The sequence below is a fragment of the Rhodophyticola sp. genome, assembly GCF_965284195.1.
Taxonomy (GTDB): domain Bacteria; phylum Pseudomonadota; class Alphaproteobacteria; order Rhodobacterales; family Rhodobacteraceae; genus Rhodophyticola.
This window is the reverse complement of the sequence record NZ_CBDIRM010000001.1, coordinates 2,504,650-2,530,899: the sequence shown is the minus strand read 5'-3', so window position 1 is coordinate 2,530,899 and position 26,250 is coordinate 2,504,650. Positions and strand designations below refer to the sequence as shown.

The window sequence follows — 26,250 nt, the reverse complement described above, 5'->3', positions numbered from 1 at the left end:
CGGCAGTCCGGTTCGTCTGCGCGCGGGGCAGGATCATTCTGGAAACTTCAGTTCAATCCGTGACGCAAGGGACCATTGCACGGCTCCTGCAGGATGCCATTGAGCATGACCCGCCCTTCACCTCCCCCGTCTTGCCTTCCCACCCCGTTGCCCGGGCCGTCCCGCCGTGGAGCGCCCGGCCATTCTGGTCGCTGAATCCACCGCCTGCTCCACAGCGGTCTGCCGTGCCAGCGGGTCGTCCGAGATCACGAGATCCACGGTTTCCAGCCGTTTGATCTCGTCCCTCAGCCGAGCGGCCTCTTCGAATTCCAGGTTCTCGGCGGCCTTGCGCATATCCGTGCGCAGCCCGTTCAGCACCGTCTCCAGATTGGCCCCGTGGAGGGGCTTTTCCACCTTCGCGGTCACCCGGTTCATGTCCACGTCGCCCTTGTAAAGGCCCGCCAGAATGTCCTCGACGTTCTTTTTCACCGTCGCGGGCGTGATCCCGTGTTCCTCGTTATAGGCGATCTGCTTGGCACGCCGCCGGTCGGTCTCGCCTATCGCGCGCTCCATCGAGCCGGTGATGCGGTCGGCATACATGATCACCCGCCCCTCGGCGTTCCGCGCCGCGCGCCCGATGGTCTGCACCAGCGAGGTTTCCGAGCGCAGGAAGCCTTCCTTGTCCGCGTCCAGAATGGCCACCAGCCCGCATTCCGGAATGTCGAGCCCCTCGCGCAGGAGGTTGATCCCGATCAGCACGTCGAACGCGCCAAGCCGCAGGTCGCGCAGGATCTCGATGCGCTCCAGCGTGTCGATATCGGAATGCATGTAGCGCACCTTGATGCCCTGCTCGTGCATGTACTCGGTCAGATCCTCGGCCATGCGTTTGGTCAGCGTGGTGACCAGTGTGCGGAACCCGTCCGCGGTGACGCGGCGCACCTCGTCCAGCAGATCGTCCACCTGCATCTCCACGGGCCGGATTTCCACCATCGGGTCCAGCAGCCCCGTGGGCCGGATCACCTGTTCGGTGAAGACACCGCCCGCCTGTTCGATCTCCCAGGCCTGCGGCGTGGCGGAGACGAAGACCGATTGCGGGCGCATCGCGTCCCATTCCTCGAATTTCAGCGGGCGGTTGTCCATGCAGGACGGCAGGCGGAACCCGTGCTCGGCGAGCGTGAATTTGCGCCGGTAGTCACCACGATACATCCCGCCGATCTGCGGGACGGAGACGTGGGATTCGTCCGCAAAGACGATGGCGTTGTCGGGAATGTATTCGAACAGCGTCGGCGGCGGTTCCCCGGGCGCGCGTCCCGTCAGGTAGCGCGAATAGTTCTCGATCCCGTTGCAGACGCCGGTGGCCTCCAGCATCTCCAGATCGAAATTGGTGCGTTGCTCAAGCCGTTGAGCCTCAAGCAGTTTTCCCTCGCCGACAAGCTGGTCGAGCCGGGTTTGCAGCTCCGCCTTGATGCCCTTCATGGCCTGCTGCATGGTCGGGCGCGGCGTGACGTAGTGGGAGTTCGCGTAGACGCGGACCTTTTCGAACGTGTCGGTTTTCCCGCCCGTCAGCGGGTCGAATTCGGTGATGCTTTCCAGCTCTTCGCCGAAGAAGGAAAGCTTCCACGCCCGGTCATCCAGGTGTGCAGGCCAGATCTCCAGACTGTCGCCGCGCACCCGGAAGCTGCCGCGCTGGAATGCCTGATCGTTGCGGCGGTATTGCTGCGCGATCAGATCGGCCATCACCTTGCGCTGATCGTACTCCTTGCCGGCAATCAGGTCCTGGGTCATCGCGCCATAGGTCTCGACCGACCCGATACCGTAGATGCAACTGACCGAGGCCACGATTATCACATCGTCGCGCTCCAGAAGGGCGCGGGTGGCCGAGTGGCGCATCCGGTCGATCTGTTCGTTGATCTGGCTTTCCTTCTCGATATAGGTGTCGGAGCGCGCCACATAGGCCTCGGGCTGGTAGTAGTCGTAATAGCTCACGAAGTACTCCACCGCGTTTTCAGGGAAGAAGCCCTTGAACTCGCCGTAGAGTTGCGCGGCCAGCGTCTTGTTCGGGGCCAGGATGATCGCCGGCCTCTGGGTCTCCTCGATGACTTTCGCCATGGTGAAGGTCTTGCCGGTTCCGGTCGCGCCGAGCAGCACCTGATTCTGGTCGCCCTCGCGAATCCCCGCCGCCAGCTCCGCGATCGCGGTGGGCTGGTCGCCCGCAGGCTCGAATTCCGTGTGCAGAATGAACCGTTTACCCCCCTCCAGCTTGGTCCGCACGCGGACTTCATCCACGGAGCGGTTCAGGACGGGCATCTGTTCGGGGGAGTTGTTATGCATCACGGACCTCATGGGACAGCCTTAGAATGGTCTTATTTTGTTCCTGTTCAAGGGGCTGCTCGCCCCATGCTGACACCCGCCCGGCAAACCTTGCCGGACGGTTAACAAAACTCCTTGAGTTTGAGACAAATAAACACAACCTTAAGGAGAATTTTTGATTGCAATGACCCTATCGGCGTCATAATCTTTTCCCGCAAGCAGCAGAAGCGGTTGCCAACCGGGTTCGTGCACCCACCCCACCCCTCGCTCCCTCGAGCCGGGTTGGCAACCCACTTCTCCTCCTTCCAGATATTCCGCCGCATTCCGCCAGTTCTCGACGCATGCCCTGCGCGAAGCTCTGCTTCACGCGGCCGAATTGCGGATCCGGCGATCCGGGCCGGGACGTGCCGCGGCTTCCGGTGCCGCTCTGCGCGGAAGGAAGACTGATCGCCGCGAAAAGATGGCGCATTGCGTGACAGTCCGGAATTTCCGATAAGAGCGCGAGACATCCGGAGAAACGCCCATGCGTGCACGCATCTACAAACCTGCCAAGACCGCCATGTCCTCGGGCACGGCCAAGACGAGGCAATGGGTTCTGGAATTCGCGCCTGCCTCGGCCCGTCAGGTGGATCCGCTGATGGGCTGGACCAGTTCCGACGACATGAACAGTCAGGTGCATCTGCATTTCGAAACGCTGGAGGCGGCGCGGGATTACGCCGCCGAAAACGGGATCGACGCGGTGGTGATCCAGCCGAAGACGCGCAAACCGAATATTCGCCCGCGCGGCTATGGTGAGAATTTCGCCACCGACCGGCGCGGTGCCTGGACCCATTAGGGTCCGGCGGCGGTTCCGGTGGCGTCCTGCGGCGAACCGGTCGCGGGGCCGCCGCCCGCATGTCGCCCGCATCTGGACCTTGGCCCCGTGAAGGCGTAACTGATCGTCGAGCGGTCCCTTAGCTCAACTGGATAGAGCAGCTGACTTCTAATCAGCAGGTTGAGGGTTCGAGTCCTTCAGGGATCGCCAGACAAATTCCTGCCCGTCCCCGGCCCCATGCCCGGCCGCGCCGATCCGCCGAATCACGAAATGGTGAGAGGTGAGGCATATCCCCCACCGAAGGCGGCGGATTGCCGATCATCGGTGATTTCCCCGTCCAAACAGGGCGATACCGGCAGAGTTTCGCAAATCGGACGCGGCTTTTCAGTTCCGCCGCGCGGCCAATCGGCCTATAGTCATCAGAATTGCTGCGCACTACCTGGGAGGGACAGGATGATACGCTCGGAGCTGATCACCAAGCTTGCGGAGGAGAACCCGCATCTCTACCAGCGCGATGTTGAGCGCATCGTGAACGCGATTTTCGAAGAGATCATCGAGGCCATGGCCAAGGGCAACCGGGTCGAGCTGAGGGGGTTCGGTGCGTTTTCGGTCAAGAAACGCGACGCCCGCGTTGGCCGGAATCCGCGGACCGGCGAAAGCGTCGCGGTCGAGGAGAAGCATGTGCCTTTCTTCAAGGCCGGCAAGCTGCTACGGGATCGGTTGAACGGGCATGACGGCTGAAAGGCTAGGGTGACGTGATCCGCTATCTCAAATACGCATTTCTGGTGCTGGTCGCGCTTGGACTGGTGGTGCTTGCACTGGCCAATCGCGAGCCGGTTCTGCTGGAGGTGCTGCCGGAAAATCTGGCGCTCTGGTTCGGCTGGTCCTACGCGGTCGAGCTGCCGCTTTTCCTCGTCATCTTCGGCGGTGTCGTTCTGGGCCTTCTGGTGGGCTTTGTCTGGGAATGGCTGCGCGAGCATCGCCACCGGGTCGAGGCGAAGACGCAGCGCCGCGACAAGCAGCGCCTTGAACGCGAGGTTGAAGGCCTGAAAGGCCGGGCCAACGAGGGCAAGGATGACGTGCTGGCCCTGCTTGAGGATACCGGCTCGTCGCGCTAAGTGCCGGTGATGGACATTGCAATCAAATTCTGCGGTCTGCGCAGGCCCGAAGATGTCGCGGCCGCGGCCGGGGCCGGCGCGCGTTACGTGGCCTTCAATTTCTTCGCCAGATCTCCGCGGGCGGTCACGGTGGCCGAGGCGCGGGAGCTGGCTTTGGAGGTGCCGCCGGGCATCGCCAAGGTGGCGCTGGTCGTCGATGCAGAAAACGATTTTCTGGACCGGATCGTCGATCAGGTGCCGCTGGACATGCTTCAGCTTCACGGTGCCGAAACCCCCGCCCGCGTGGCCGAGATCAAGGCGCGATACGGTTTGCCCGTGATGAAGGCCGTGGGGATCGCGACGGAGGCGGATTTGCCCAAGCTGGAGGCTTATGGCCGCGTTGCCGACCAGCTTCTGGTCGATACCAAGCCGCCGGATGATGCCGGTCTGCCGGGCGGTAACGGGCTGGCGTTCGACTGGCGGCTGATCGCGGGCCGGCGCTGGCCCGTGCCGTGGATGCTGGCCGGCGGGCTGACGCCCCAGAACGCCGCGCTGGCCGTCGAGATGACCGGGGCCACGCAGGTGGATGTAAGTTCCGGCGTCGAAAGCGCGCCGGGGGTGAAGGATGCCGCGAAGATCGCGGCCTTCGCCGAGGCGCTGAGAGGAGTGGTCTTGCCGCGCTGACCCGCGCCGGCCCGCGGGGGGGCGTTGCCCCGCGGGGCCTGCCGCGATATCTCAACCCCACAGAAAAGGAACCGGTAAGCGCGACAGCGGGACCGGGACCCAAACCGGAGGTCGGCACATGCCTGACGACAGACTGAACAGTTTCAAGAGCGGCCCGGACGAAGATGGGCGCTTCGGCGATTTTGGCGGGCGGTTCGTGTCGGAAACGCTGATGCCGCTGATCCTGGAACTGGAACGGCAGTATGAATACGCCAAGACGGATCAGAGCTTCTGGGACGAGATGCAGGATCTCTGGACCCATTACGTCGGACGCCCGTCGCCGCTCTATTTTGCCGAGCGTCTGACCGAGCATCTGGGCGGCGCCAGGATCTATCTCAAACGCGACGAGCTGAACCATACCGGTGCGCACAAGATCAACAATGTGCTGGGCCAGATCATTCTGGCCCGCCGCATGGGCAAGACCCGGATCATCGCGGAGACCGGCGCCGGACAGCATGGCGTGGCCACGGCCACGGTCTGCGCCAAATTCGGGCTGAAATGCGTGGTCTACATGGGCGCCCATGACGTGGAGCGGCAGGCGCCGAACGTCTTCCGGATGAAGCTTCTGGGCGCAGACGTGATCCCTGTCACCAGCGGGCGGGGCACGCTGAAAGACGCCATGAACGACGCGCTGCGCGACTGGGTGACCAATGTGCGCGACACGTTCTATTGCATCGGCACCGTGGCGGGCCCGCATCCCTATCCGGCGATGGTCCGCGATTTTCAGGCGATCATCGGCAAGGAGGCCAAGGAACAGATGATGGCCGCCGAAGGCCGGCTGCCCGATACGATCATCGCAGCGATCGGCGGCGGCTCGAACGCCATGGGCCTGTTCTTTCCGTTTCTCGACGACAAGGATGTGCAGATCATCGGGGTGGAGGCCGGCGGCAAGGGTGTGAACGACCGGATGGAGCATTGCGCATCGCTGACCGGCGGGCGGCCCGGCGTGCTGCACGGCAACCGCACCTATCTGTTGCAGGACGATGACGGCCAGATTCTCGAAGGCTATTCGATCTCCGCCGGGCTCGATTATCCCGGCATCGGGCCGGAACATTCGTGGCTGCACGATATCGGGCGCGCGCAATATGTGTCGATCACCGACCGCGAGGCGCTGGAGGCGTTTCAGCTCTGTTGCGAGCAGGAAGGGATCATCCCGGCGCTGGAGCCCAGCCACGCGCTGGCCCATGTGATGAAGATCGCGCCGGAACTGCCCCGGGATCATCTGATCATCATGAACATGTGCGGGCGCGGCGATAAGGACATTTTCACCGTCGCAAAGGCGCTGGGCTGGGAGATGGAGGCCGGCTAGGCCGCCCCAACCCCTGCCGGTCTCATAGATCAAAGGTTGAAAGCGGCGCTCCCCCGGGGCGCCGTTTGTCTTTGCGCGGTCCGGGGGCGCATAAACCTGCGGTCTATGGGGCTGCGGAATGCCCCGGCCTATTCTGGGCCTGAAGTTTAATCGGCGGCGGATAAACCTGCCGCGGATCGAAGGGTGCCGGTGGAAAGGCCATCCTGTCTGCATGCCATGACCGTGCACCGGTCAGGCCGAAACCCGACAAAAAGGAGACAGACCGATGACCAAGACCGCCAAGTTCATGACCGCCTCCACCGCCGCCCTTCTGATCGGCGCAGCACCCGCACTTGCCGTGCCGCAATCGGTGATCGACAGCATTGTCGCCGAGTTGAGCGCGCAGGGCTTCCAGCGCATCGAGATCGACATCGAGCGCAACGAAATCGACGTGGATGCCTATGGCGCCGGGTTCGAGGGCGATTTCACCTATTCGCGCGACGGCCAGTTGCTGGATTCCGATATCGACGAATACGCGGATGATGACAGCGGCCGCTGGAACAGCGATGACAGCTATGACGACGACGATGATGATGATGACGATTATGATGATGACGATTATCGCGACGATGATGACGACGACAGCAGCTACGACGATGACGATGATGACTATGATGATGATGACGATGGTGATTATGGCGATGACAGCAGCGATGACAGCGGCGATTACGATGACGATGACGACGATTATGACGACGACTAAGCCCGTCGTCCGGCGCTAAGATCATTGCGGATCCCCCCGGCGTCCCGGCGTCGGGGGGATTGCATCAACGGGATCGGAGGCAGATGATAACGCGAAGAGAATTGCTTGCGGCCGCGAGCGCGTTCCTCCTTGGAACCGGGGCGGCGATGGCGCAAGCCAGCGCGGCCGATCAGGTCGTCGCCCAGTTGAGAGCGCTGAATTACAGCATCGAACAGGTGAGCCGGACCCTTCTGGGCCGTGTACGGATCGTTGCCCGCAGGGGCGATGAAGTTCGTGAAATCGTGCTGGACCCCCGCAACGGCGCGATCCTGCGGGATTACGCCTCGCGTCAGGGCGACGATTCCGACGATCGCGGGAGCGGCGGCACCGGTTCCGGAAACGACGGCGGTGACAGCGGCGGCGATGATGACGATGATGATGACGACGACGATGATGACGATGATGGGGGGGATGACGATGACGGCGGGGATGATGACGACGATTGACCCCACCGGATCGGAGCCCGCGGCATGCTGAAACGCCCTGGTGTTTTTGTCATCATCCTGGTGGTGCAACTTGTCTGTGCGGTTTTCTTCGTGTCCGAGATCATGTTGACCGTCCTCGGGCTGCCGTTCGCGCCGATCCCGTGGCAAGTGCATGAGTTGATCGAGATCGGGGCCGCGATCGGGCTGATCATGGGGGTGGTGCTGGGCGCGCTGTTGCTGCGTTCGGCGCTACGGCGCACGCGCGCTGCGGAACAGGCCCTGCGCGCCGCATCGGGTGCGTTCATGGAACTGGTCGAAGACCGGTTTGACGAATGGGGCCTGACGCCGGCGGAGCGGGATGTGGCCCTCTTCGCGCTGAAGGGCATGAGCCTTGCCGAGATCGCCCGGCTCCGCGCCACATCCGAGGGCACGGTCAAGGCTCAGACCAACGCGATCTATCGCAAGGCGGGCGTGACCGGGCGGCCGCAACTGCTCAGCGTCTTTGTCGACGATCTGATGAGCGACGGGGTGCTGCCCGATGGCGGCAGCACCGGCTAGCTACGCTTCCTGGTTCAGGTCGTAAAGCTGGAGTACCGAAAGCGGAACGATTTCCAGAGCCGCATGATGGGTGGCGGCCAGATTGACCAGCGGGGCCACGCCGTCCTCATGGGCCTGCATGAAGCGAGAGGCGCAGAGGCACCACTGATCGCCCGGTTTCAGCCCCGCAAACCCGTATTCGGGCCGCGGCGTGCTCAGATCGTTGCCCACATATTTCGAGAAGGCGAGGAACTCGGCGGTCATCACGGCGCAGATCGTGTGTGATCCCTGATCGGTGGGCCCGGTGTCGCAGCAGCCATTTCGGAAAAAACCGGTCACCGGATCCTGCGAGCAGCTTTGCAGCTCTCCGCCCAGCACATTCACCGATGGTGCCATCTCTAATCCCATAGCGTCGCCCCTTGCCGTTCCGTTTTTCCTACACCTAGGGCAGGTCTTATCGAATGCAAAGATTATATGCTACAGGCGCCAGTCGATCCATCTGCCGTGAAAATCCACGCGCCCGGCGTTGATCTCGGTGCCGTCGGGCCAGATGCGCAGGGTCATCCCCGCCCCGCGCCCGCGTCCGTCCGCCTCCATCGAGAAATGGGCGACTGGAGCGTCTTCCGTGGCGCGGGCGCCCGCGTCCTCGATGGCTCTTGTGCAGGCCTTCTGCGTTTCGGGCGGGAAGTACTGCCACGCGACCGTGTGATAGACCAGATGGGTGGTGCCGGGGCAGGGTGTGGCCAACCTGCCGTGCAGCCATGCCGCGGCGTCGCCCGGCTCGGGCCGTGTCGTGGCCAGATCCATCGCAAGCCGGGTCAGGCGCAGCCGGTCGGGCTGATCCGGCCACAGATAGGCCAGAAGCCGCAGGGCCTGATCGGGCTGGCCGGGGTCCAGAGGGTGCAGATCGACGCCGGCGCGTTCCGCGATGCGGAGCGGAAGATCCGGCGGGCTTCCGCCCGTCCACTCCGGCGTCAGCGTCACCGGGCTGCCCGCCGCGCCGCGCGGCCCCGCCCCTGTCTCCAGCATGAAGTGGTCGAAGGCAAGGTTCAGGCCCGCGCTCGCCCCCAGCTCCGACAGGGTCAGCGGCAGGCCGAACCTTTCGGTCAGATGCAACGCCGCGGGGATCAGGGCGACGCTGCGGCGCACTTCGTTGGTTTGCGGCGGCAGATCCAGCCAGCTCATCAGCCGCGTCTCGTGCTCGCGGAACGCCCGGGTGATCTCGCCCCAAAGCGCGTCGTCGCTGGCCTCGTTCGGGGGATAGACCCGGGCGAGGCCTGCATCTTCGCCATCCAGCACCAGCCCGTGCAGGCTACCGGCGGTTCTGAGCGGGACGGACTGCCCCGCAGACGTCAGATCGCCGGGCCACTCAAGCAGGCGATCGGCCACCGCGCCGCCCGGTGCCAGCCGCTTGGCCATCAGGGTCATCAGCCGCTCCATGAAGGGCGAGCCAAGGATGGCGCAGCTTTTCGCCTGCCCGAGAAAGGCCTCTCGCAATCGCTCGCTCATCTGAACCGGTCCATGAGTTTTTGCAGGGGGGTGCGGCTATCCGGCTCCGCTTCGGTGCGCGGGGCGGTATCAGGCCCGGACTTGGCCGGGGACGTGGGCGTGGGGACTGGCGCGGGTGCCGATGGGGCCATAGCCGGTCGAGGTTTGGCATCCGTTTTCGACGATCTGGGCGGGGCCGTGTGCAACGCCACGGCATTCATGAACTTGCCCGGGTCCCCAGCGGCCAGCTCGCCCGCGCCATCGCTGACACCTTGCAGCAGGCCGGCCAGCCAGTCCTGATCCGCCTTGGCGAAATCCGACAGGACATAGCCCGAAACCCGGTCCTTGTGTCCGGGATGTCCGATGCCCATGCGCACGCGGGTGAAATCGGCACCGATATGGGCATTGATCGACCGCAACCCGTTATGCCCGGCCAGCCCGCCGCCGGTCTTGACGCGCAGCTTGCCGGGGGCCAGATCCAACTCGTCGTAGAACACGGTCACGTCGCCGGGCTCGAGCTTGTAGAACCGCATGGCCTCGCCGACCGACTGGCCGGACAGGTTCATGAAGGTTTCCGGCTTCAGCGCCAGAACCTTCTCGCCGCCAAGACGGCCTTCGGCGATCACGCCCTGAAACTTGGATCGCCACGGGCCGAAGCCATGATCTTCGGCGATCTTGTCCAGAGCCATGTAGCCGATATTATGGCGGTTCCCGGCGTATTTGCCGCCCGGATTGCCAAGCCCGACAAAAAGGCGCATCGCATAATGCTCCCGATCTGGTGATTGGGGGTGGTGATGCCAGCCCCCGCGCCATTTGCCAAGCTGGAATGCTGGCGCGGCGCGTGTCAGGATCGGGCCAGAAACACGAGGAGACGCCGATGCCAGATCTGCCCGAGACCATGCAAGCCCTTGTGTTGACCGCGCCCCGCGCCGCGCTGGAACTGCGCGAGGTGCCCGTGCCCAAACCCGGCCCGGGCGAGGTTCTGGTCAAACTCGCCGCCTCGCCGATCAATCCCTCGGATTTGCATTTCCTTGACGGCGAATACGGTCTGGCCTGGCCCTATCCGCTGATCCCGGGGCTGGAAGGAAGCGGGCAGGTCGTGGCCGCCGGGCCTGGGATCATGGGGCGCTATGTGCTGGACAAACCGGTTTCCTGCACCGCGGATACGCAAGGCTGCTGGGCCGAATACATGGTGACGCAGGCGGGGCTGTGCCTGCCGCTGCCTGCCGATCTGCCGCTGGGGCTGGCGGCGATGGGGGTCGTCAATCCGCTGACAGCCGTGGCGTTTCTGCAGATCGCCAAGCAGGACGGGCACAGGGCGCTGATCAGCACCGCCGCCGGCGGGGCGCTGGGCGCGATGATCCGCCGGATGGGCGAGGCGCAGGGCGTCGATGTGATCAACGTGGTGCGCGGCGCGCAGCAGGTCGAGCGGCTGAAAGCCGAGGGCGCGACCTATGTTCTGGATCTGACGAATGCCGATTTCGACGCGGAACTGGCCGCCGCCTGCAAGACCACCGGCTGCCGCCTTGCGCTGGACGCGATCGGCGGTGTGATGACCGGCCGGCTGGTGGAGGCGCTGAGGCCGCGCGGCGAGGTGCTGGTCTACGGCGCGCTTGACGGCGCGGCCTCGCAGATCAACCCGGGAACGTTGCTCTTCAGGGAAATCGTGGTGCGCGGCTTCTGGGTGTCGAAATGGATCGCCCGGAAATCCCTGCCGCAGAAAATGCTGATCATGCGGCAGGTCGTCAAAGCGTTGCAGGACGGGGCCGCCCAAAGCCATGTGGCCCATATCATCGACCTGGCCGAGGCGGCGACGGCCCCCGCCGCCTATGCCGCCGATATGAGCGCGGGCAAGACGCTGATCTCGACCGGGGCGTTCCCCCTTGGCGTCGAGCCGTCGCAATAACCCGGCCCTGACGCCCCGATATCGCTGCAAGAAAGGCCGTGTCGCCGATGCCCGAATTCACCGTCCATGGCGTGAAACTCAGCCTGCCGTCCGATCTGGCCAAGCCCGGCCTTGTCGGAAAACTTGAAAACGGCACGTATGAATACGATGAGGGCAATGCCGCGCGGCGCTGTATCCGGCCCGGATTCCGGGTGCTGGAGCTGGGTGCGGGCATGGGCTTCGTCACCGCGATCTGCGCGATGCGGGCCGGTGCGGAAAACGTGCTGAGCGTGGAGGCGAATCCCCGGATGCTGGATGTGATCCGCGCAAATCTGGCCCTGAACGGGCAGGAGGGCGTCACGCTGATGCACGGCGCCGTGACCGGCCATGCGGAGCCGGGCCAGACCGCGCGGCTGCGTCTGGGGGATGCGCTCACCAGTTCGCGCCTCGCCCGGAAAAACGTGCGGGCCGACACGATCGAGGTGCCGCTGGTGCCGATCGCCGATCTGATCCGCATGCAACGGCCCCATGTGGTGATTATGGATGTCGAAGGCGCCGAGGCGCATCTGTTCGCCCAGCCCTGGAAATGCCCGTTGCGCTTTCTGGTGCTGGAACTGCACCCCAAGCAATACGCCCCGCGCGTCATCAAGAAGATCGTCGATTGGGCCTCCGATATGCATATGACCTATGACCCGAGCACGTCGCGGGGCAAGACGCTCGGCTTCCGCAGGGTCTGGCACGAGGAGGAGGGGCCGGCCCCGTGATCGACCGCAATCCCCGGCCCGCATCGGGAGGCGGAGAACGTCGTTTCCGCCAGCGGGGTCTCGGGCCTTGGTCTGCACCACTCGCCCGCAATGGCCGCGGCAAGGGCGAAGTATCTGACCGATGCGCCCTGTCGCAGCCGCGATCTGACACCCGTCCAATACCACCGCACCGTCCAGGGCACCCCTTCGTTGAAAAGGCAGTGATATGAAAAAGATCGTTCTGACCGGCGCCGCAGGCCGCCTTGGCTCCTACCTCAGGGAGCCCCTGACGAAGCTGGCCGGGACGCTGGTCTCCTCCGATATCGCGGAGGATATCGGCACGCTTTATCCCGGCGAAAGCTACATCCGCGCCGACATCGCCGATTATGATGCGGTCCACGCCCTGCTCGACGGGGCGGATATGGTCGTCCATTTCGGGGCGATCGTGGATGAGGTGCCGTTCGAAGAGATGCTTGGCCCGAATTTCTTGGGTGCCTACAATGTGTGGGAGGCGGCCTTCCGGCAGGGTCTGAAACGCGTGGTCTATGCCAGCTCGATCCATGCGGTGGGCATGTATCCACGCAATGAATTCATCGGCATCGACGTGCCGCACCGGCCCGATACGTTCTACGGGCTCGCCAAGTGCTTCGCCGAGGATCTGGGGCGGATGTACTGGGAAAAGCGGCAGCTTGAATCGGTCTGTCTGCGCATCCTGTCCTGCGCGCAGGTCACCAGCCCGCGTGCCTTGGGAACATGGCTGAGCTATGACGATCTGATCCAGCTTGTCACCCGCGCCATCGACACGCCGACCACCGGGTTCAGCATTGTCTACGGGGTGTCCGACAACGACCGGACGCCGGTGGACAACAGCGCGGCCAGCTACCTTGGCTACCGGCCGCGCGACAATGCCGAGCGGTTTGCCGAACGGATCCTTGCCGATGCGCCGCCCGCCGACACCGGCGATCTGGCGCAGATGCGCCATGGCGGTCCCTTCGCCTCGACACCGCTCGGTCAAAGCGGACTGGCGGGAATGAACATCGTGGACGACCGCAAGAAAACCTGATGCCCGCGCCGTCGGCGGTGTGCACCACGGCTCTTTGCACCGCCGGTAGGGGACGGATTACGCCGCCGCACCGCTCCGCGTCACGCTGCTCCCTATCGGGTGCGGGGCCGACATGAGCTTCCACGCGTCCCGGCGCGCCCTAGAAGCCGAAAGCGGATCTTCCGTATTTGGCCGAGACCGGAGGCCCGGAAACGGTGGCTCCGATCGGGATGCAGCCCGGAGCGGCACCTGCGCGGCGGCTGCACCAGGGTCTCCATTCGATGGGCCAAATCAGATTGCAAACGAGCGCGCAAATGCTGCAATCTGACGCCGTGGCTGTTGTGAACCGTTCAAACGCTCCGCACGATAAATGGGCAGAAGTCTGCGACGGCTGGCGTCTGCTGGACGGAGACGATTTGAGCGTGATTGAGGAATGCATGCCACCCGGCGCAGCGGAAGTGATGCATGTTCACGACAGGCGAACCAGTTGTTCTTCGTTCTCGATGGAACACTCACGATTGAGGTCGACGGACGCACAGATTGGCTCGGCCCGTCGGACGGGTTGAATGTGCGGCCCGGTCAGATCCATCAGGTGCGAAACGAGGATGCCGCGAGCGATGTCAGATTTCTCGTCATCTCGTGCCCAACGACAAGAGGCGACCGAAAAGCCGTGTAGAAAGCCGCCATCCGGCTCGTCCTCCGGCGATCGGTCGCGGGGTTACGATCTCAAATGGAAAACTCTGCCCCGTCGGGGGGGCGGTCTGAGGACGGTCCGACACATTGCGGAATTCTTATAGGAGTTCCGATCACGGGGTCGAAGAGCGCGAATCCAAGAGACACTTCCAGTTCGGCAGTGCTTGTGCTGACTGCAGGCTGCGTGATCTGCATTGACCCGGCCCCCTGAAATCGGGACGCTGAGATTTTGGCAATCAGTCCAAGTGGGGTTCACCCTGTTTTTGGTCCGGTCTTCATGCGACCTTTCGGGTTTCCTTCAGTTGGGCCGTAAATTCGTTCGGCGTCAAGTTTCCGAGCGACGAATGCGGCCTGGTTTCGTTGTAATCGGTTCTCCAACTGTTGATCCGGGTTCGAGCGTCGTCCATGGAAAGAAACCAAGACGCGTTGAGGCATTCCTGCCGAAGGCGGCTGTTGAACGCCTCGATGTAGGCATTGTCTGTTGGTTGCCCGGGTCTTGAGAAGTCCAACTCGACCTTGTTCAGGTAGGCCCACTGGTCGAGCAGCCGGCCGGCGAACTCCGGTCCATTGTCTGAGCGAATGCTTCGAGGTTTGCCCCTGATCCGCGCGAGCCGGTCCAGTTCGTCGATCACCTGGTAAGCCCGGAAGTTCGTCCTCGCAGAGGTCGCGAGAGCTTCTCTCGTAAAGCAATCCACGATGGTCAGAATCCGGAAGGGTTTCTCGTCGAACAGCCGGTCTGACATGAAGTCCATCGCCCAGACATCGTTCATGCCGTCGGCATTCGATCGGCCGGATCGGTATCGGCAGGCACGTCGTCGTTTCGGGCTTCGCGTCCGGATCGACAGGCCTTCTTCACAGTAAAGGCGATACAGGCGTTTGTGGTTCACCTGCCAGCCTTCGCGTTGCAGCAGGATATGCAGACGACGATATCCATACCGCACGCGGCTCTCGGCCAGTTCTTTCAGGCGCATCCGCAACTCCACCGCCGGATCACGCCTGGATTGATATCGGTGAGAAGCCCGCCCAAAGCCCATGGCATTACACGCCCGGCGCTCCGACACCTCAAACACGTCCTGATAGTGCCGGACAACCTCGCGACGGCGGACAGGCTTCACCACTTTTTTCGCAGCGCATCCTGAAGCATAGTCTTGTCCAGGGTCAGATCCGCGACCAGACGTTTCAGCTTGCCGTTCTCATCCTCGAGCTGCTTTAGCCTTCGGATCTCCGACACGCCCATGCCCGCATAGACCTTCTTCCAGCGATAGAACGTCGCTTCCGCAATCCCCATCTTTCGGCAAATCTCACCAACCGTGGTTCCGGCTTCCGCCTGCCTCAAGGCAAAGGCAATCTGCTCATCGCTAAAGCGTTTCTTCGGCATCGGTACACTCCTCTGTTGCCAGAAATGTACCCAAAATTTCGCACTCAGCTCGGACCAGTTGCAGGGGGCAAGACCAAGTATTGGCGCTACGGCTGGCGTGGCCGGCGAAGCGGCTCCGGATGGCGGAGCCGGCCACTGCACGACCTCGGGAGCCGGCGGGCGATAGCCCAGGGATGAGTGTGGGCGCTTCGTGTTGTAATGTTTGCGCCAGTTCTCGATCACGATCTTCGCCTCGGCGAGGCTGTAGAAGATCTCGCCGTTGAGGAGTTCGTCCCTGAGCTTCGCGTTGAAGCTCTCGCAATATCCGTTCTCCCAAGGGGACCCTGGCTCGATGTAGGCCGTCCTAGCGCCGACGGCGGCGATCCACTCTCTCACGGCCTTGGCGACGACCTCCGGACCATTGTCGGATCTGATATGGTCGGGGACGCCCCGCAGGATGAACTGATCCGACAGCACGTCGATGACGTCCGCCGATCTCAGCCGACGATCGATCCGGATAGCGGTGAAGGCGCGCATCGTGAAGCTCAACCCGCAGCGTGGCGGCAGGCGCGGAAGGCAGTTCGTGAGCGCCAAGGCGGTGGATGCGCATCTGCGCTATCTGAAGCACGACGGCGTGACCCGCGACGGCGAGAAGGGCCAGGTCTACTCCGCCGAGCGCGATATGGAGGACGGCCGCGCCTTCCTGGAACGGGGTCGCGAGGACCGGCACCAGTTTCGCTTCATCGTTTCGGCCGAGGACGGCGTCGAGCTGTCCGATCTGCGCGAGACCACCCGCGATCTGATGCGCCAGATGGAGGCCGATCTCGATACCAAGCTCGACTGGATCGCGGTCGATCACCACAACACCGGTCATCCGCATACCCACATCCTGCTGCGCGGCGTCACCGACCATGGCAAGGCGCTCAACATCGCGGGCGACTATATCGCCCATGGCATCCGCGAGCGGGCGAGCGAGATCGTCACGCTGGAACTGGGTCGCCAAGCCGCTATCAAGGACGAAGGGTGCCTCGAAGTCCAGACCAATCGCAAGTTCGGTTATCGCAATCGATTGCTCGGGAACCAAATTCGACAGACTGTCGATATAGGCATCCTGTCGATCTTCCACATGGCTCAAAGTCACGTTGGGCAGGACTGTCAAGAAGTCGGTTTCATACTCGCCGGTCACACCCAGCATCGCCAACCACCTTTCTCCCGAGAACTGGTCGGTGAAGGTTCCAACCGGTGAGACCTCGTTGTCGGTCCGCCCCCAAAGCAAACGGGCCTCGAGATAAAGCGGTTGGTCCCGCAGCTTTGCTACGAGATAGGGTGAGCTGGTCCCGGAAAACTGGACAGTGAGCTAAGGTGTATCCCAACGACGAAGGGATATGACGATGGCGCGGAAGCGACGGAAGTTTACGGATCATTTCAAGGCCCAGGTGGCGCTGGAAGCGCTGCGTGGTGACAGGACGGTGCAGGAGATCGCGGGCGCGGCACGGGCTGCTGCCGACACAGGTGAGTGCCTGGAAGAAGCAGGCAATGGAGGGCCTGTCGGATGTGTTCGCCGGAAAGGCGGGTGGCGCGGTGGACCGAGAAGCGGAGCTGAAGGATCTGCACGCCAAGATCGGGAGGTTGGCGGTGGAGAACGATTTTTTAGCCAAAGGGCTCAAGACATGAGCCCCTGCCGTCGCAAGAATATCGTCCAGCCCGATCATCCGCAGCTCAGCCTGAGCGCGCAGTGCCGCATCCTGGGGATCAGCCGGTCGTCGCTGTATTATCGACCCGTGCCGGTTCGCGACGACACGCTGGCATTGATGAAGTCGATCGACCGGTTGTTCACGGCCTATCCGTTCTTCGGTAGCCGACAAATGGTTGCGATGCTTAAGCGTGACGGCCTGTCGGTCGGGCGGCACCGGATCCGGCGGCTGATGCGTCGAATGGGGTTGGAGGCGGTCTATCGCAGGCCAAAGACCAGCCAACCTCACCCGGCGCATCCGATCCATCCCTACCTGCTGCGGACCATGACCATCGACCGCCCGAACCAGGTCTGGTGTGCTGACATCACGTTCGTTCCAGTCAGCCGTGGCTACCTTTACGTTGTGGCGATCATGGATTGGGCGACGCGCAAGGTGCTGTCTTGGCGGCTTTCGAACACGATGCACGCGGACTTCTGCGTCGAGGCGCTGAACGAGGCGATCCGTCGCCATGGCCCGCCCGAGATCGTGAATACCGACCAAGGTAGCCAGTTCACCGGGTCAGCGTGGATCACGACTCTGACCGAGGCCGGGGTGCGGATCAGCATGGACGGCCGCGGCCGCTGCATGGACAACATCTTCATTGAACGGCTTTGGCGATCGATGAAATATGAAGCCGTCTACCTTCAGGATATCGCGGATGGCTTCGAGGCTGGGCGGGTCGTCGACAGTTGGATCGACTTCTACAACCGCCAGCGCCCGCACTCGGCACTTGGTCTGAGGACCCCCGATGAGGCATACTTAGTGAGGATCGAACTGACGAAAGCGGCCTGAGTACACAACCCGATATACCTTAGCAGGGCCGAGAAACTGTGCAGGATACTAGGACCAGCTCAGCTTGTTGAGTTTCTTCCGATAATGTTCACGCATGTGTGTGAATTACCGAACTTGCTTCACCGCGTCCCGTACGGACTTGGCGAACCACTGATCCAGCCCAATATCCAAAGCGAGCCGATAAAACTCTTCCTCGTAGCCCCGTAGACGCTTCTCGCGAACCAGCTTTCGCGTACCCTTGGTAATCTCAGTCACGTCGCCGGAGGTGACCCATTCGGGATTGCCGACGATGCGTTCAAACTCCGCAATCACATCCGCCGGTAGCTGCGCCCCAAAGAGGAAATAGCGTAGGTATTTCAGAAAGTGGGGGTGCGTGTAGATATCCTGCCCCATGGTGCCGTTTCTTTCGAAAAGGCCTCTGTGCGAAGCCTTCACCCGACCGATCTGATACTCAGGGTCTGACCAGTATCGGAGACGGTGTTCTGGAATCGCGTTACGCTCCGTCAGGGACTTCAAGAGGCGCAGCACAAGCGGACCTTGGCGCTCATAGGCTTCATGGTCGAAACGCAGCTTGTCGGTGTCCAATTCGATGCCGGATAAAAGCTCAGACTCTTCTTTAGTCAGCTTGATTGCATACCCCATACTTCGCCCCAAAGTTCATTGTTTGTTCTAATTCTTATTGTGTACTCGGCCTCGGATCAAGATGCGTTGGCAATCGCAGTCAGGGCACCGGCTTGGACAGACAAGCTATCGGACCTCAGTTCGGCAGGAGTTCAGCAGGGAAGTCGATTAATGTCCCCGTTAAGGGGGCAGGTTCGCGCTCGGCTATCACCTAAAGCCATACATGACCCGCCACGCGGACCAGCTATGGGTCCAATAAGGGGTCCAATAAGATGATTCGAAAGTCCACTAAGCCTTTGAAAATGATATAAAATCATGATGGCGGAGGAGGTGGGATTCGAACCCACGGTACGCGTTCACGCACGCCGGTTTTCAAGACCGGTGCATTCGACCACTCTGCCACTCCTCCGCGGTGCAAGCCCATATCTCCTGCCCATCGATTCTGAAAGTGTGATGCAGTTTGCCGCCGATCCGCGTAGGATGGGTTTTCAGATGCGTCTCTTGGCTGTATCTTGCCGCCACGGGCGCGTCACATCGCGCCAACAGGCATGAAAAAAACCAAAGACAGGCGTGTGAACATGCGCCAGGGCGGAGCGGGACAGTATCCATGACAAGCCGATTTCGGATGACATCAGGCGCCCGGATGGTGCTTGTTCTGGCCAGTTTTCTGGGGCTGGCCGCCTGTGAGGACGGGTTTCAGCTCCCGTTCGGGCAAGGCGCCGGTGACGCCGGTGCCGCAAGCGAGGACGGGCTGACCCCGTCGGGCGCCACCCGGCTGGTGGAGCGCGATGTCGAGGCGCCGGAGGTCTTTCAGGTCACCGAGAACGGGCTCTGGGACGGGCGGCCCTCGCTCGGCGGCGTCTGGGTGGCCCATCCCGATGCGACGGATCCCGAGCGTGTCATCATTCGCAACACCGAAACGGACCGCTTCGTGATCGGGGCGCTGTTCCGCCGCGAGAGGGACAATCCGGGCCCCGCCCTGCAGATCTCGTCCGATGCGGCGGCGGCCCTGAACATCATCGCGGGTCAGCCGACGCCGCTGAACGTGACCGCGCTGCGCCGGGCGGCGGAGCCGGAGCCGCTGCCGGAACCCGCCAGTGAGGAGATGGCCGCCGCCTCGGGCGCGCCGGAAAGCATCGAGACGCAACCGCTGGACACGATTGCGGCCGCCGCCGCCGCGATCGATGACAGCGCGCCGAGCGTGGCCGCCCCCGCGGCACCGGCTCCCGCGCCCGCGGCTGAGCCCGCATCGGCCTCCAATCTGGACCGACCCTATATCCAGATCGGGATATTCAGCGTCGAGGCCAATGCCAACAATACCGCGCAGGCCTTGCGCACGGCGGGCATGGTGCCCACGATCTACGATCAGACCAGCAATGAGCGCCGGTTCTGGCGGGTTGTCGTGGGGCCTGCGCGCACCCGTGCGGAACGCCAGCAATTGCTGGAAACCGTGCGCGGCCTCGGTTTCCAGGACGCGTATTTCGTGACGAACTGATCCGAAAAGGAACCCCATGATCGCATTTGCCCGATCCGTTCTTGCCGCCATCGCCCTTCTTGCGCTGACGACCGCCGGCCTGGCCTTCGAGACCGAGGCCGAGGCGGCCTATGTCGTGGATCACAATACCGGACAGGTGCTGCTGAGCCATAACGATCAGCTGCCGCTGCCGCCGGCGTCGATGTCCAAGCTGATGACGCTCAACATGGTGTTCGAGGCGCTTGAGGATGGCCGTCTGAGCCTTGAGACGCGCCTGCCGGTCAGCGCCCATGCGATGAGTTTCGGCGGGTCGACCATGTTTCTGACCACGCGGGACCGGGTGAGCGTCGAGGATCTGATCCGCGGCATCGTGGTGCTGTCGGGCAATGACGCATCCGTGGTTTTCGCCGAGGCGCTGTCTCCGGACGGGACCGAGGAAGGCTTCGCCACGATGATGACCGAGCGGGCGCGGCAGCTAGGGATGGAAAACTCGACCTTCCGGAACGCGTCGGGCTGGCCCGCGCCGGGCCATGTCATGAGCATGCGCGATCTGGGCATGCTGGCCGAACGGCTGATCACCGAGTTTCCGCAATACTACACCTATTTCGCGGAGACCGAGTTTCCGTTCGATGGCCGCGCGCCCGACAACCGCTTCAACCGCAACCCGCTTCTGACGCTGGATATCGGCGCGGATGGGCTGAAGACGGGCCACACGCAGGAGGCCGGCTTCGGGCTGGTTGGCTCCGCGGTGCAGGGCAACCGGCGGGTGACCTTCGTGATCACGGGCATGGAAACCGCGGGTGCCCGCGCGCGGGAGGCGGAGCGGATCGTGAACTGGGCCTTCCGCCAGTTCGCGGAACGCGAGGTCGTGGCGGCGGGCGATGTGGTGGTCGAGGCGGAGGTGTTCATGGGCGCGGCCCCGACCGTGGGCCTGACACCTACCGAGGATGTCACGATGCTGGTGCCGGCCGTGCAGGACGGCGGGATCGAGGCGGAGGTCGTCTATCAGGGCCCGATCGCCGCCCCGGTCGAGGCCGGTACGGAGCTGGGCACGCTGGTGGTGCGGATGGAAGGATTTGACGACCGGCGGATCCCGCTGGTCGCCGCCGAAACGGTGGAACGTGGCGGCATCGGCATACGGCTTGGAACCGCCGCCCGCTCGGTCCTGCGCAGCATTCTGGGTGACGGCCCGGCCCCGGCGCCAAGCTGATGAGCGCAGGGCAGGGGCTGTTCGTCAGCCTGGAAGGCATCGACGGGTCGGGCAAGTCGACCCAGGCAAAGCTGTTGGCGGAGGCGCTGAAGCGGGACGGCCACGAGGTCGTGCTGACGCGGGAACCGGGCGGGTCGCCGGGGGCCGAGGAGATCCGGGCCCTTGTCCTGCAGGGCGACCCCGACAGGTGGTCGGCGGAAACCGAGATCCTGCTGTTCACCGCCGCGCGCCGGGATCATATGGAGCGTCTGATCCTGCCTGCGCTGGAGGCAGGAAAGATCGTCGTCTGCGACCGTTTTGCCGACAGCACCCGCGTTTATCAGGGCCTGTCCCGCGGCGATCTGCGGCGACTGGTCGATCAGCTTCATGACCTGATGATCGGCCGGGAGCCCGATCTGACCGTGCTGATCGACATGGAGCCGGATGCGGGGCTTGCGCGCGCCAAGGGACGGCAGGGGGCCGAGGAGCGGTTCGAGGATTTCGGCCTGTCCCTTCAGGAACGCATGCGGGCGGGCTATCTGGATATGGCGCATGCCGCGCCCGACCGATTTCGGGTGATCGACGGCGGGCGCGACATCGAAACGGTGGCCGGCGATGTTCATGCCGCCGTCGCCGCCGCGATCCGATGAGCGGCGAGGGCGACACGCCACCCGAGGCCGACCGGCTGGAGGGCGCGCCCCATCCGCGCGAGACCGCGCGCCTCTTCGGCCAGAGCGCGGCGGAGGCCGCGTTTCTTGCGGCGTTCACCTCCGACCGGCTGCACCATGCGTGGCTTCTGACCGGCCCGCGCGGGGTCGGCAAGGCCACGCTGGCCTGGCGCATCGCCCGGTTTCTGCTGGCCACGCACCCGGATCCCGGCGATGCGCTGTTCGCGGCCCCGGTGCCCGAGACGCTCGATATCGCCGCCGATCACCCGGTGGCGCGCAGGGTTCTGGCCCTGTCGGAGCCCGGGCTGATGCTGCTCCGCCGCCCGTGGGACGAAAAGGCCAAGCGCCTGAAGGCGCAGATCACGGTCGACGAGATCCGCAAGCTCAAGGATTTCTTCGCATTCTCGGCCAGCGATGGCGGCCGCCGCGTGGTGATCGTCGATGCCGCCGACGAGATGAACACGAATGCCGCCAACGCGCTTCTGAAAGTGCTGGAGGAGCCGCCCGCCAATGCGGTCCTGCTTCTGGTGGCGCATCAACCCTCGCGGCTGTTGCCGACGATACGGTCTCGGTGCCGCACCTTGCGCCTTGCCCGCCTGTCCGAGGAGGATCTCGCCTCCGCGCTGGCCCAGGCCGGGGTAGACAGCCGGGCCAGCGGCGCGCTGTCCGAACTTGCCGAAGGCTCCGTGGGCGAGGCGGCCCGGCTGAGCGATCTGGACGGGCTTGCGCTCTATGCCGATCTGGTCGCGCTGTTCGCCTCCATGCCGGGGATGGACCGGGCGCGCGCCAGCAAGATCGCCGAAGCCGCGGGTGCCCGCGGGGCGGAGGCGCGGTTCGACCTGACGCTGGCCCTGATCGACCGGATCCTTGCGCGGCTTGCCCGCAGCGGCAGCACTGGCACCCCGCCCCCCGAAATCGTGCCGGGGGAGGCGCAGATGCTGACCCGGCTAGCCCCCGATCCGCGCGCTGCGCGGGACTGGGCGGATCTTGCGCAGGGCCTGTCGGCCCGCGCGCGGCGCGGCAAGGCGGTCAACCTTGACCCTGCCGCGCTCATCCTCGATATGTGTCTGAGCCTAGAAAAGACGGCGGCGCGTCTGCCTGCCTGAGCCTTCGGACACCGGATTTCATGCCCGCCACGCCACAGATCGTCGACAGCCATTGCCATCTGGACTTCCCCGATTTTGCCGAGGAGTTGCCGCAGGTTATCGCGCGCGCGCAGGCCGCCGGCGTGACCCGGATGGTGACGATCTGCACCCGGCTTGCGAACGCGCCGCAGGTTCGCGCCATCGCCGAGGCGCATGACCCGGTCTTCTGGGCGGGCGGCACCCACCCGATGAGCGCGGCCAAGGAACCCATGGCCAGTGTCGAGGATCTGGTCGCCCTTGCGGAGCATCCGAAATTCGTGGGCATCGGAGAGACCGGCCTCGATTATCATTACACCTCGGACAGTGCCGCCGTGCAGCAGGACAGCCTGCGCCGGCATATCGAGGCCGCGCGCCGCACCGGGCTGCCGCTGATCATCCATGCCCGGGCCGCCGACGAGGATATGGCCCGCATCCTGACCGAGGAACACCGCGCGGGCGCCTATGGCTGCGTCATGCATTGCTTCTCCTCCGGCGCGGCGCTGGCCGCCGCCGCGCTCGACCTGGGCTTCTACCTTTCCATGTCGGGTATCGCGGCCTTCCCGAAATCGGCCGAATTGCGGGAGATTTTCGCCGCCGCCCCGGTGGACCGGATCCTTGTGGAAACGGATGCGCCCTATCTGGCTCCGCCGCCCCATCGCGGCAAGCGCAACGAGCCGGCCTATACCGCCCATACCGCCCGCGTCGGCGCGGAGCTTTTCGGGCTGAGCGAGGCCGAATTCGCCACCCGGACCAGCGCCAATTTCGACCGGCTGTTCTGGAAGGCCGCCCGATGGCAGCAGGCGGCCTGAATGGCTGAGCTTGTCGTCACAATCCTGGGCTGCGGGTCCTCGGGCGGGGTTCCGCGCCTTGGCGGCATCTGGGGCGACTGCGACCCGGAGGAGCCGAGAAATCGCCGCCGCCGGTGTTCCCTTCTGGTCCAGCGGTTCGATGGCGGCGCCGACACGACCGTGCTGATCGACACCTCCCCGGACCTGCGGCAGCAATTGCTCGATACCGGCATCGGGCGGCTTGATGCGGTGCTGTATACCCATGCCCATGCGGATCATGTGCACGGGCTCGACGATCTGCGGATGATCGTCTTCAACATGCGCCGCCGCCTGCCGGTCTATGCCGACGGGCCTACGCAAAACGACCTGCTCAGCCGGTTCGGCTACGCCTTCGTGCAACCCCCCGGTTCGGCCTATCCGCCGATCCTCGATCTGCATGCCATCGGCGCGGAGGATCTCACCATCGACGGCCCCGGCGGCCCGATCACCTTCACCCCGTTCGAAGTGACCCATGGCAATATCGACAGTCTCGGCTTTCGCATCGGCGATCTGGCCTACCTGCCGGATGTCTCGGATATTCCGGCGAATGTCTGGCCGGTGCTGGAGGGGCTGGATTGCTGGATCCTCGATGCGTTGCGCCGCACGCCCCATCCGTCCCACGCCCATCTGGACAGATCGCTTGAATGGATCGCGCGGGCCGCACCCCGCCGCGCGGTGCTGACCAACATGCATATCGATCTGGACTACCGGACCGTGGCCGATGAAACGCCCGCGCATATCACGCCCGCCCATGATGGAATGACCATCCGGTACGAGCTCTGAATGGGCGATCTCATTGCAATTGTCCTGCCGGTCTTTCTGGTCATAGGGGCGGGGTATGTCGCCGTGTGGCGGGGCCTCTTCTCCGACAGCGGCGTCGAGGGGCTGATGAATTTCACCCAGAGGTTCGCCATTCCCTGCCTGCTTTTCATGGGAATAGCGACGCTGGATCTGGGCCAGAATTTCGACTGGCGGCTGCTTGTCTCCTTTTACACCGGCTCGACGGTGTGTTTCTTCGCGGGGCTTTTCGGCGCGCGGCTCTTCTTTGGGCGGTCATGGCCGGACAGTGTCGCCATCGGGTTCTGCGGGCTGTTCGCGAATACCGTCCTGCTTGGCCTTCCGATCATGGAGCGCGCCTATGGCGCCGACGCGCTTGGCCCGAATTTCGCGATTGTCGCATTGCATGCGGCCTTCTGCTTTCTGCTCGGCATCACCACGATGGAGATCGTGCGCGCCGATAGCGGGTCGCCCGCGCGGCTGATCAACACGGTCGGCCGGGCCATGTTCCGCAACCCGCTGATGATCGGTGTGGCGCTTGGCTTCGTGGTGAACCTGACTGGCCTGCCGATGCCCGGTGTCCTGACCGAAGCGATCAATCTGATGATCCGCGCCGCGCTTCCGGCTGCATTGTTCGGTCTGGGCGGGGTCCTTTACCGCTACAAGCCCGAAGGCGATGCCAAGGTTATCGCGTTTATCTGCGTGCTGTCGCTGGTCCTGCATCCGGCCATCGCCTTCGGCATGGGCAGCGCGGTCACCGATCTGTCGGCGGAACAGCTTCGCTCCGCTGTCATCACCGCGGCGATGGCGCCCGGGGTCAACGCCTATCTGTTCGCGAACATGTACGGCACGGCCCGCCGGGTCGCGGCCTCGGCGGTTCTGATCGGCACCGCGCTGACCGTGCTTACCGCATCGGCCTGGCTTGCGATCCTGCCGTAAGGCCGCCGCGTCGGGCTTGTCGCGCGGGCCCGGTTGACCGCTCGGGGCGCGGGCAGGGCGCCCGCGCCTCACCCCGGCGACATGCCCCGCAACCGCTCGGACCGGCGCCGCAGCAGCTCCACGACGGTCAGAAGCGCGACCGAGATCACCACGAGGATCGTCGCCACGGCCAGGATTGTCGGGCTGATCTGGTCTCGCAGGCCCGTGAACATCTGCCATGGCAGCGTCTTCTGCCCGGCGGAGCCCACGAACAGCACCACCACCACCTCGTCGAAAGACGTGATGAAGGCGAAAAGACCGCCCGAGATCACGCCCGGCAGGATCAGCGGCATCTGCACCTTGAAGAATGTCATGACCGGATTGGCCCCCAGAGAGGCGGAGGCCCGGGTCAGCGAACGGTCGAAGCCCACCAGCGTGGCGGTGACCGTGATGATCACGAAGGGAATGCCAAGCGCCGCATGGGCCAGAACCACGCCCAGATAGGTGCCCTGAAGACCGACGCGGGAATAGAAGAAATACATGCCCGCCGCCGAGATGATCAGCGGCACGATCATCGGCGAGATCAGGATCGCCATGATCGCCCCCTTGAAGGGGACATGGCTTTGTGACAGGCCGATCGCCGCCAGCGTTCCCAGCACCACCGACAGAACCGTGGCCGCCGGCGCGATCCGCACCGAGTTGCTCAAGGCCTGTTGCCAGTCCGGATTGGTGAAGAAATCCTCGTAATGCTGAAGCGAATAGCCCGCCGGATCGAGGCGCAGCATCTCCGGCGTGAAGGTGAAGAAATCCTGCGCGTTGAAGCTGAGCGGGATGATCACGAGGATCGGGGCCATCAGGAAGAAGAAGATCAGCCCGCAGATCACACGGAACCCGTAATACCAGGCCCGCTGACCGGTGGAGGCATAGGGGGGAAGTCCTGACAT

General features: G+C 64.0%; 27 protein-coding genes, 2 tRNA genes and 2 pseudogenes. 22 read left to right on the top strand and 9 right to left on the bottom strand.

Annotation, left to right across the window (positions count from 1 at the left end):
• Window positions 1-117: 117 nt before the first annotated feature.
• Complete coding sequence (gene uvrB, locus ACQ651_RS12555) at window positions 118-2,310, bottom strand: excinuclease ABC subunit UvrB (RefSeq protein WP_430449454.1); 2,193 nt, start codon at window positions 2,308-2,310, stop codon at window positions 118-120.
• 502 nt (window positions 2,311-2,812) lie between these two features.
• On the opposite strand from uvrB, the gene ACQ651_RS12550 reads away from it, so the two are divergent.
• The 9 genes from ACQ651_RS12550 (at window position 2,813) to ACQ651_RS12510 (ending at window position 7,996) form a co-directional block, all read left to right on the top strand.
• On the top strand, window positions 2,813-3,124 hold the full coding sequence (locus tag ACQ651_RS12550; RefSeq protein ID WP_121898977.1) for an ETC complex I subunit: 312 nt from the start codon (window positions 2,813-2,815) through the stop codon (window positions 3,122-3,124).
• A 112-nt stretch (window positions 3,125-3,236) separates the two neighbouring features.
• Window positions 3,237-3,313, top strand: a tRNA-Arg gene (locus ACQ651_RS12545).
• A gap of 243 nt (window positions 3,314-3,556) precedes the next feature.
• Window positions 3,557-3,844: an integration host factor subunit beta gene (gene ihfB, locus ACQ651_RS12540; RefSeq protein ID WP_227287615.1), complete on the top strand. Its 288-nt coding sequence runs from the start codon at window positions 3,557-3,559 to the stop codon at window positions 3,842-3,844.
• Between the two features lie 14 nt (window positions 3,845-3,858).
• Window positions 3,859-4,221 carry a lipopolysaccharide assembly protein LapA domain-containing protein gene (locus tag ACQ651_RS12535; protein ID WP_353618467.1) on the top strand — a complete coding sequence of 121 codons (363 nt, stop codon included), beginning with the start codon at window positions 3,859-3,861 and terminating at the stop codon, window positions 4,219-4,221.
• A gap of 9 nt (window positions 4,222-4,230) precedes the next feature.
• Complete coding sequence (locus ACQ651_RS12530) at window positions 4,231-4,884, top strand: phosphoribosylanthranilate isomerase (protein WP_227287616.1); 654 nt, start codon at window positions 4,231-4,233, stop codon at window positions 4,882-4,884.
• Window positions 4,885-5,002: 118 nt separating this feature from the next.
• A complete protein-coding gene (gene trpB, locus ACQ651_RS12525) occupies window positions 5,003-6,232 on the top strand; it encodes a tryptophan synthase subunit beta (protein ID WP_430449453.1) in 1,230 nt (409 codons plus the stop codon).
• A gap of 265 nt (window positions 6,233-6,497) precedes the next feature.
• The gene (locus ACQ651_RS12520; protein WP_430449452.1) at window positions 6,498-6,974 is read left to right on the top strand and encodes a hypothetical protein; all 477 of its coding nucleotides are present in this window, start codon (window positions 6,498-6,500) and stop codon (window positions 6,972-6,974) included.
• 83 nt (window positions 6,975-7,057) lie between these two features.
• Window positions 7,058-7,459: a hypothetical protein gene (locus tag ACQ651_RS12515; RefSeq protein ID WP_430449451.1), complete on the top strand. Its 402-nt coding sequence runs from the start codon at window positions 7,058-7,060 to the stop codon at window positions 7,457-7,459.
• A gap of 24 nt (window positions 7,460-7,483) precedes the next feature.
• Window positions 7,484-7,996: a helix-turn-helix transcriptional regulator gene (locus tag ACQ651_RS12510; protein ID WP_227287620.1), complete on the top strand. Its 513-nt coding sequence runs from the start codon at window positions 7,484-7,486 to the stop codon at window positions 7,994-7,996.
• Here ACQ651_RS12510 and ACQ651_RS12505 read toward each other — a convergent pair whose 3' ends face one another.
• From ACQ651_RS12505 to pth, 3 genes are all read right to left on the bottom strand, one after another.
• The gene (locus tag ACQ651_RS12505) at window positions 7,997-8,383 is read right to left on the bottom strand and encodes a DUF2237 family protein (RefSeq protein ID WP_227287621.1); all 387 of its coding nucleotides are present in this window, start codon (window positions 8,381-8,383) and stop codon (window positions 7,997-7,999) included.
• Window positions 8,384-8,452: 69 nt separating this feature from the next.
• Window positions 8,453-9,484, bottom strand: a complete 1,032-nt coding sequence (locus ACQ651_RS12500) for a DUF2332 domain-containing protein (protein ID WP_430449450.1) — start codon at window positions 9,482-9,484, stop codon at window positions 8,453-8,455.
• Window positions 9,481-10,221: an aminoacyl-tRNA hydrolase gene (pth, locus tag ACQ651_RS12495; RefSeq protein WP_430449449.1), complete on the bottom strand. Its 741-nt coding sequence runs from the start codon at window positions 10,219-10,221 to the stop codon at window positions 9,481-9,483. Before pth ends, ACQ651_RS12500 begins: the two co-directional genes overlap by 4 nt.
• Before the next feature lie 119 nt (window positions 10,222-10,340).
• Between pth and ACQ651_RS12490 the strand changes: the two genes are divergently transcribed.
• From ACQ651_RS12490 to ACQ651_RS12475, 4 genes are all read left to right on the top strand, one after another.
• On the top strand, window positions 10,341-11,369 hold the full coding sequence (locus ACQ651_RS12490) for a zinc-binding dehydrogenase (protein WP_430449448.1): 1,029 nt from the start codon (window positions 10,341-10,343) through the stop codon (window positions 11,367-11,369).
• Between the two features lie 47 nt (window positions 11,370-11,416).
• A complete protein-coding gene (locus ACQ651_RS12485) occupies window positions 11,417-12,112 on the top strand; it encodes an FkbM family methyltransferase (RefSeq protein ID WP_430449447.1) in 696 nt (231 codons plus the stop codon).
• A 205-nt stretch (window positions 12,113-12,317) separates the two neighbouring features.
• The gene (locus ACQ651_RS12480; RefSeq protein ID WP_227287626.1) at window positions 12,318-13,154 is read left to right on the top strand and encodes an NAD-dependent epimerase/dehydratase family protein; all 837 of its coding nucleotides are present in this window, start codon (window positions 12,318-12,320) and stop codon (window positions 13,152-13,154) included.
• 412 nt (window positions 13,155-13,566) lie between these two features.
• Entirely contained in the window at window positions 13,567-13,809 is a 243-nt protein-coding gene (locus ACQ651_RS12475) for a cupin domain-containing protein (RefSeq protein WP_430449446.1), read from the top strand.
• A 292-nt stretch (window positions 13,810-14,101) separates the two neighbouring features.
• Here ACQ651_RS12475 and ACQ651_RS12470 read toward each other — a convergent pair.
• Together ACQ651_RS12470 and ACQ651_RS12465 are read right to left on the bottom strand one after the other, a co-directional pair.
• Window positions 14,102-15,204 (bottom strand): IS3 family transposase gene (locus tag ACQ651_RS12470; RefSeq protein WP_430448865.1). Its coding sequence is split into 2 segments (ribosomal slippage): window positions 14,102-14,952 and window positions 14,952-15,204, totalling 1,104 coding nucleotides; the frame shifts between segments, so codons are not numbered across the junction.
• Window positions 15,205-15,291: 87 nt separating this feature from the next.
• Window positions 15,292-15,717, bottom strand: a pseudogene (locus ACQ651_RS12465) (integrase core domain-containing protein); the annotation flags it as partial.
• Between ACQ651_RS12465 and ACQ651_RS12460 the strand changes: the two are divergent.
• Together ACQ651_RS12460 and ACQ651_RS12455 are read left to right on the top strand one after the other, a co-directional pair.
• Window positions 15,665-16,429 carry a relaxase/mobilization nuclease domain-containing protein gene (locus ACQ651_RS12460; protein ID WP_430449445.1) on the top strand — a complete coding sequence of 255 codons (765 nt, stop codon included), beginning with the start codon at window positions 15,665-15,667 and terminating at the stop codon, window positions 16,427-16,429. The pseudogene ACQ651_RS12465 and the gene ACQ651_RS12460 sit on opposite strands and share 53 nt — an antisense overlap.
• A gap of 145 nt (window positions 16,430-16,574) precedes the next feature.
• A pseudogene (locus tag ACQ651_RS12455) lies at window positions 16,575-17,708 on the top strand (IS3 family transposase).
• 105 nt (window positions 17,709-17,813) lie between these two features.
• On the opposite strand, the gene ACQ651_RS12450 reads toward ACQ651_RS12455, so the two are convergent.
• Together ACQ651_RS12450 and ACQ651_RS12445 are read right to left on the bottom strand one after the other, a co-directional pair.
• Window positions 17,814-18,350 carry a hypothetical protein gene (locus ACQ651_RS12450; protein WP_430449444.1) on the bottom strand — a complete coding sequence of 179 codons (537 nt, stop codon included), beginning with the start codon at window positions 18,348-18,350 and terminating at the stop codon, window positions 17,814-17,816.
• 298 nt (window positions 18,351-18,648) lie between these two features.
• Window positions 18,649-18,738, bottom strand: a tRNA-Ser gene (locus ACQ651_RS12445).
• A gap of 216 nt (window positions 18,739-18,954) precedes the next feature.
• On the opposite strand from ACQ651_RS12445, the gene ACQ651_RS12440 reads away from it, so the two are divergent.
• Genes ACQ651_RS12440 through ACQ651_RS12410 form a run of 7 tightly spaced genes read left to right on the top strand, consistent with a single transcriptional unit; the run spans window position 18,955 to window position 25,327 of the window.
• Window positions 18,955-19,824: an SPOR domain-containing protein gene (locus tag ACQ651_RS12440; protein ID WP_430449443.1), complete on the top strand. Its 870-nt coding sequence runs from the start codon at window positions 18,955-18,957 to the stop codon at window positions 19,822-19,824.
• A gap of 16 nt (window positions 19,825-19,840) precedes the next feature.
• Window positions 19,841-21,013, top strand: a complete 1,173-nt coding sequence (locus ACQ651_RS12435) for a D-alanyl-D-alanine carboxypeptidase family protein (RefSeq protein ID WP_430449442.1) — start codon at window positions 19,841-19,843, stop codon at window positions 21,011-21,013.
• Window positions 21,013-21,642, top strand: coding sequence for a dTMP kinase (gene tmk, locus ACQ651_RS12430; RefSeq protein WP_227287791.1), 630 nt, complete (start codon window positions 21,013-21,015; stop codon window positions 21,640-21,642). Before ACQ651_RS12435 ends, tmk begins: the two co-directional genes overlap by 1 nt.
• Window positions 21,639-22,766: a DNA polymerase III subunit delta' gene (locus ACQ651_RS12425; RefSeq protein ID WP_430449441.1), complete on the top strand. Its 1,128-nt coding sequence runs from the start codon at window positions 21,639-21,641 to the stop codon at window positions 22,764-22,766. Before tmk ends, ACQ651_RS12425 begins: the two co-directional genes overlap by 4 nt.
• A gap of 20 nt (window positions 22,767-22,786) precedes the next feature.
• Window positions 22,787-23,593, top strand: coding sequence for a TatD family hydrolase (locus ACQ651_RS12420; RefSeq protein WP_227287793.1), 807 nt, complete (start codon window positions 22,787-22,789; stop codon window positions 23,591-23,593).
• Complete coding sequence (locus tag ACQ651_RS12415; RefSeq protein ID WP_227287794.1) at window positions 23,594-24,394, top strand: MBL fold metallo-hydrolase; 801 nt, start codon at window positions 23,594-23,596, stop codon at window positions 24,392-24,394.
• Window positions 24,395-25,327 (top strand): AEC family transporter, encoded by a 933-nt coding sequence (locus ACQ651_RS12410; RefSeq protein WP_227287795.1) that lies wholly within the window; start codon window positions 24,395-24,397, stop codon window positions 25,325-25,327. It begins immediately after the preceding gene.
• 68 nt (window positions 25,328-25,395) lie between these two features.
• On the opposite strand, the gene ACQ651_RS12405 is transcribed toward ACQ651_RS12410, so the two are convergent.
• Complete coding sequence (locus tag ACQ651_RS12405; RefSeq protein WP_430449440.1) at window positions 25,396-26,250, bottom strand: ABC transporter permease; 855 nt, start codon at window positions 26,248-26,250, stop codon at window positions 25,396-25,398.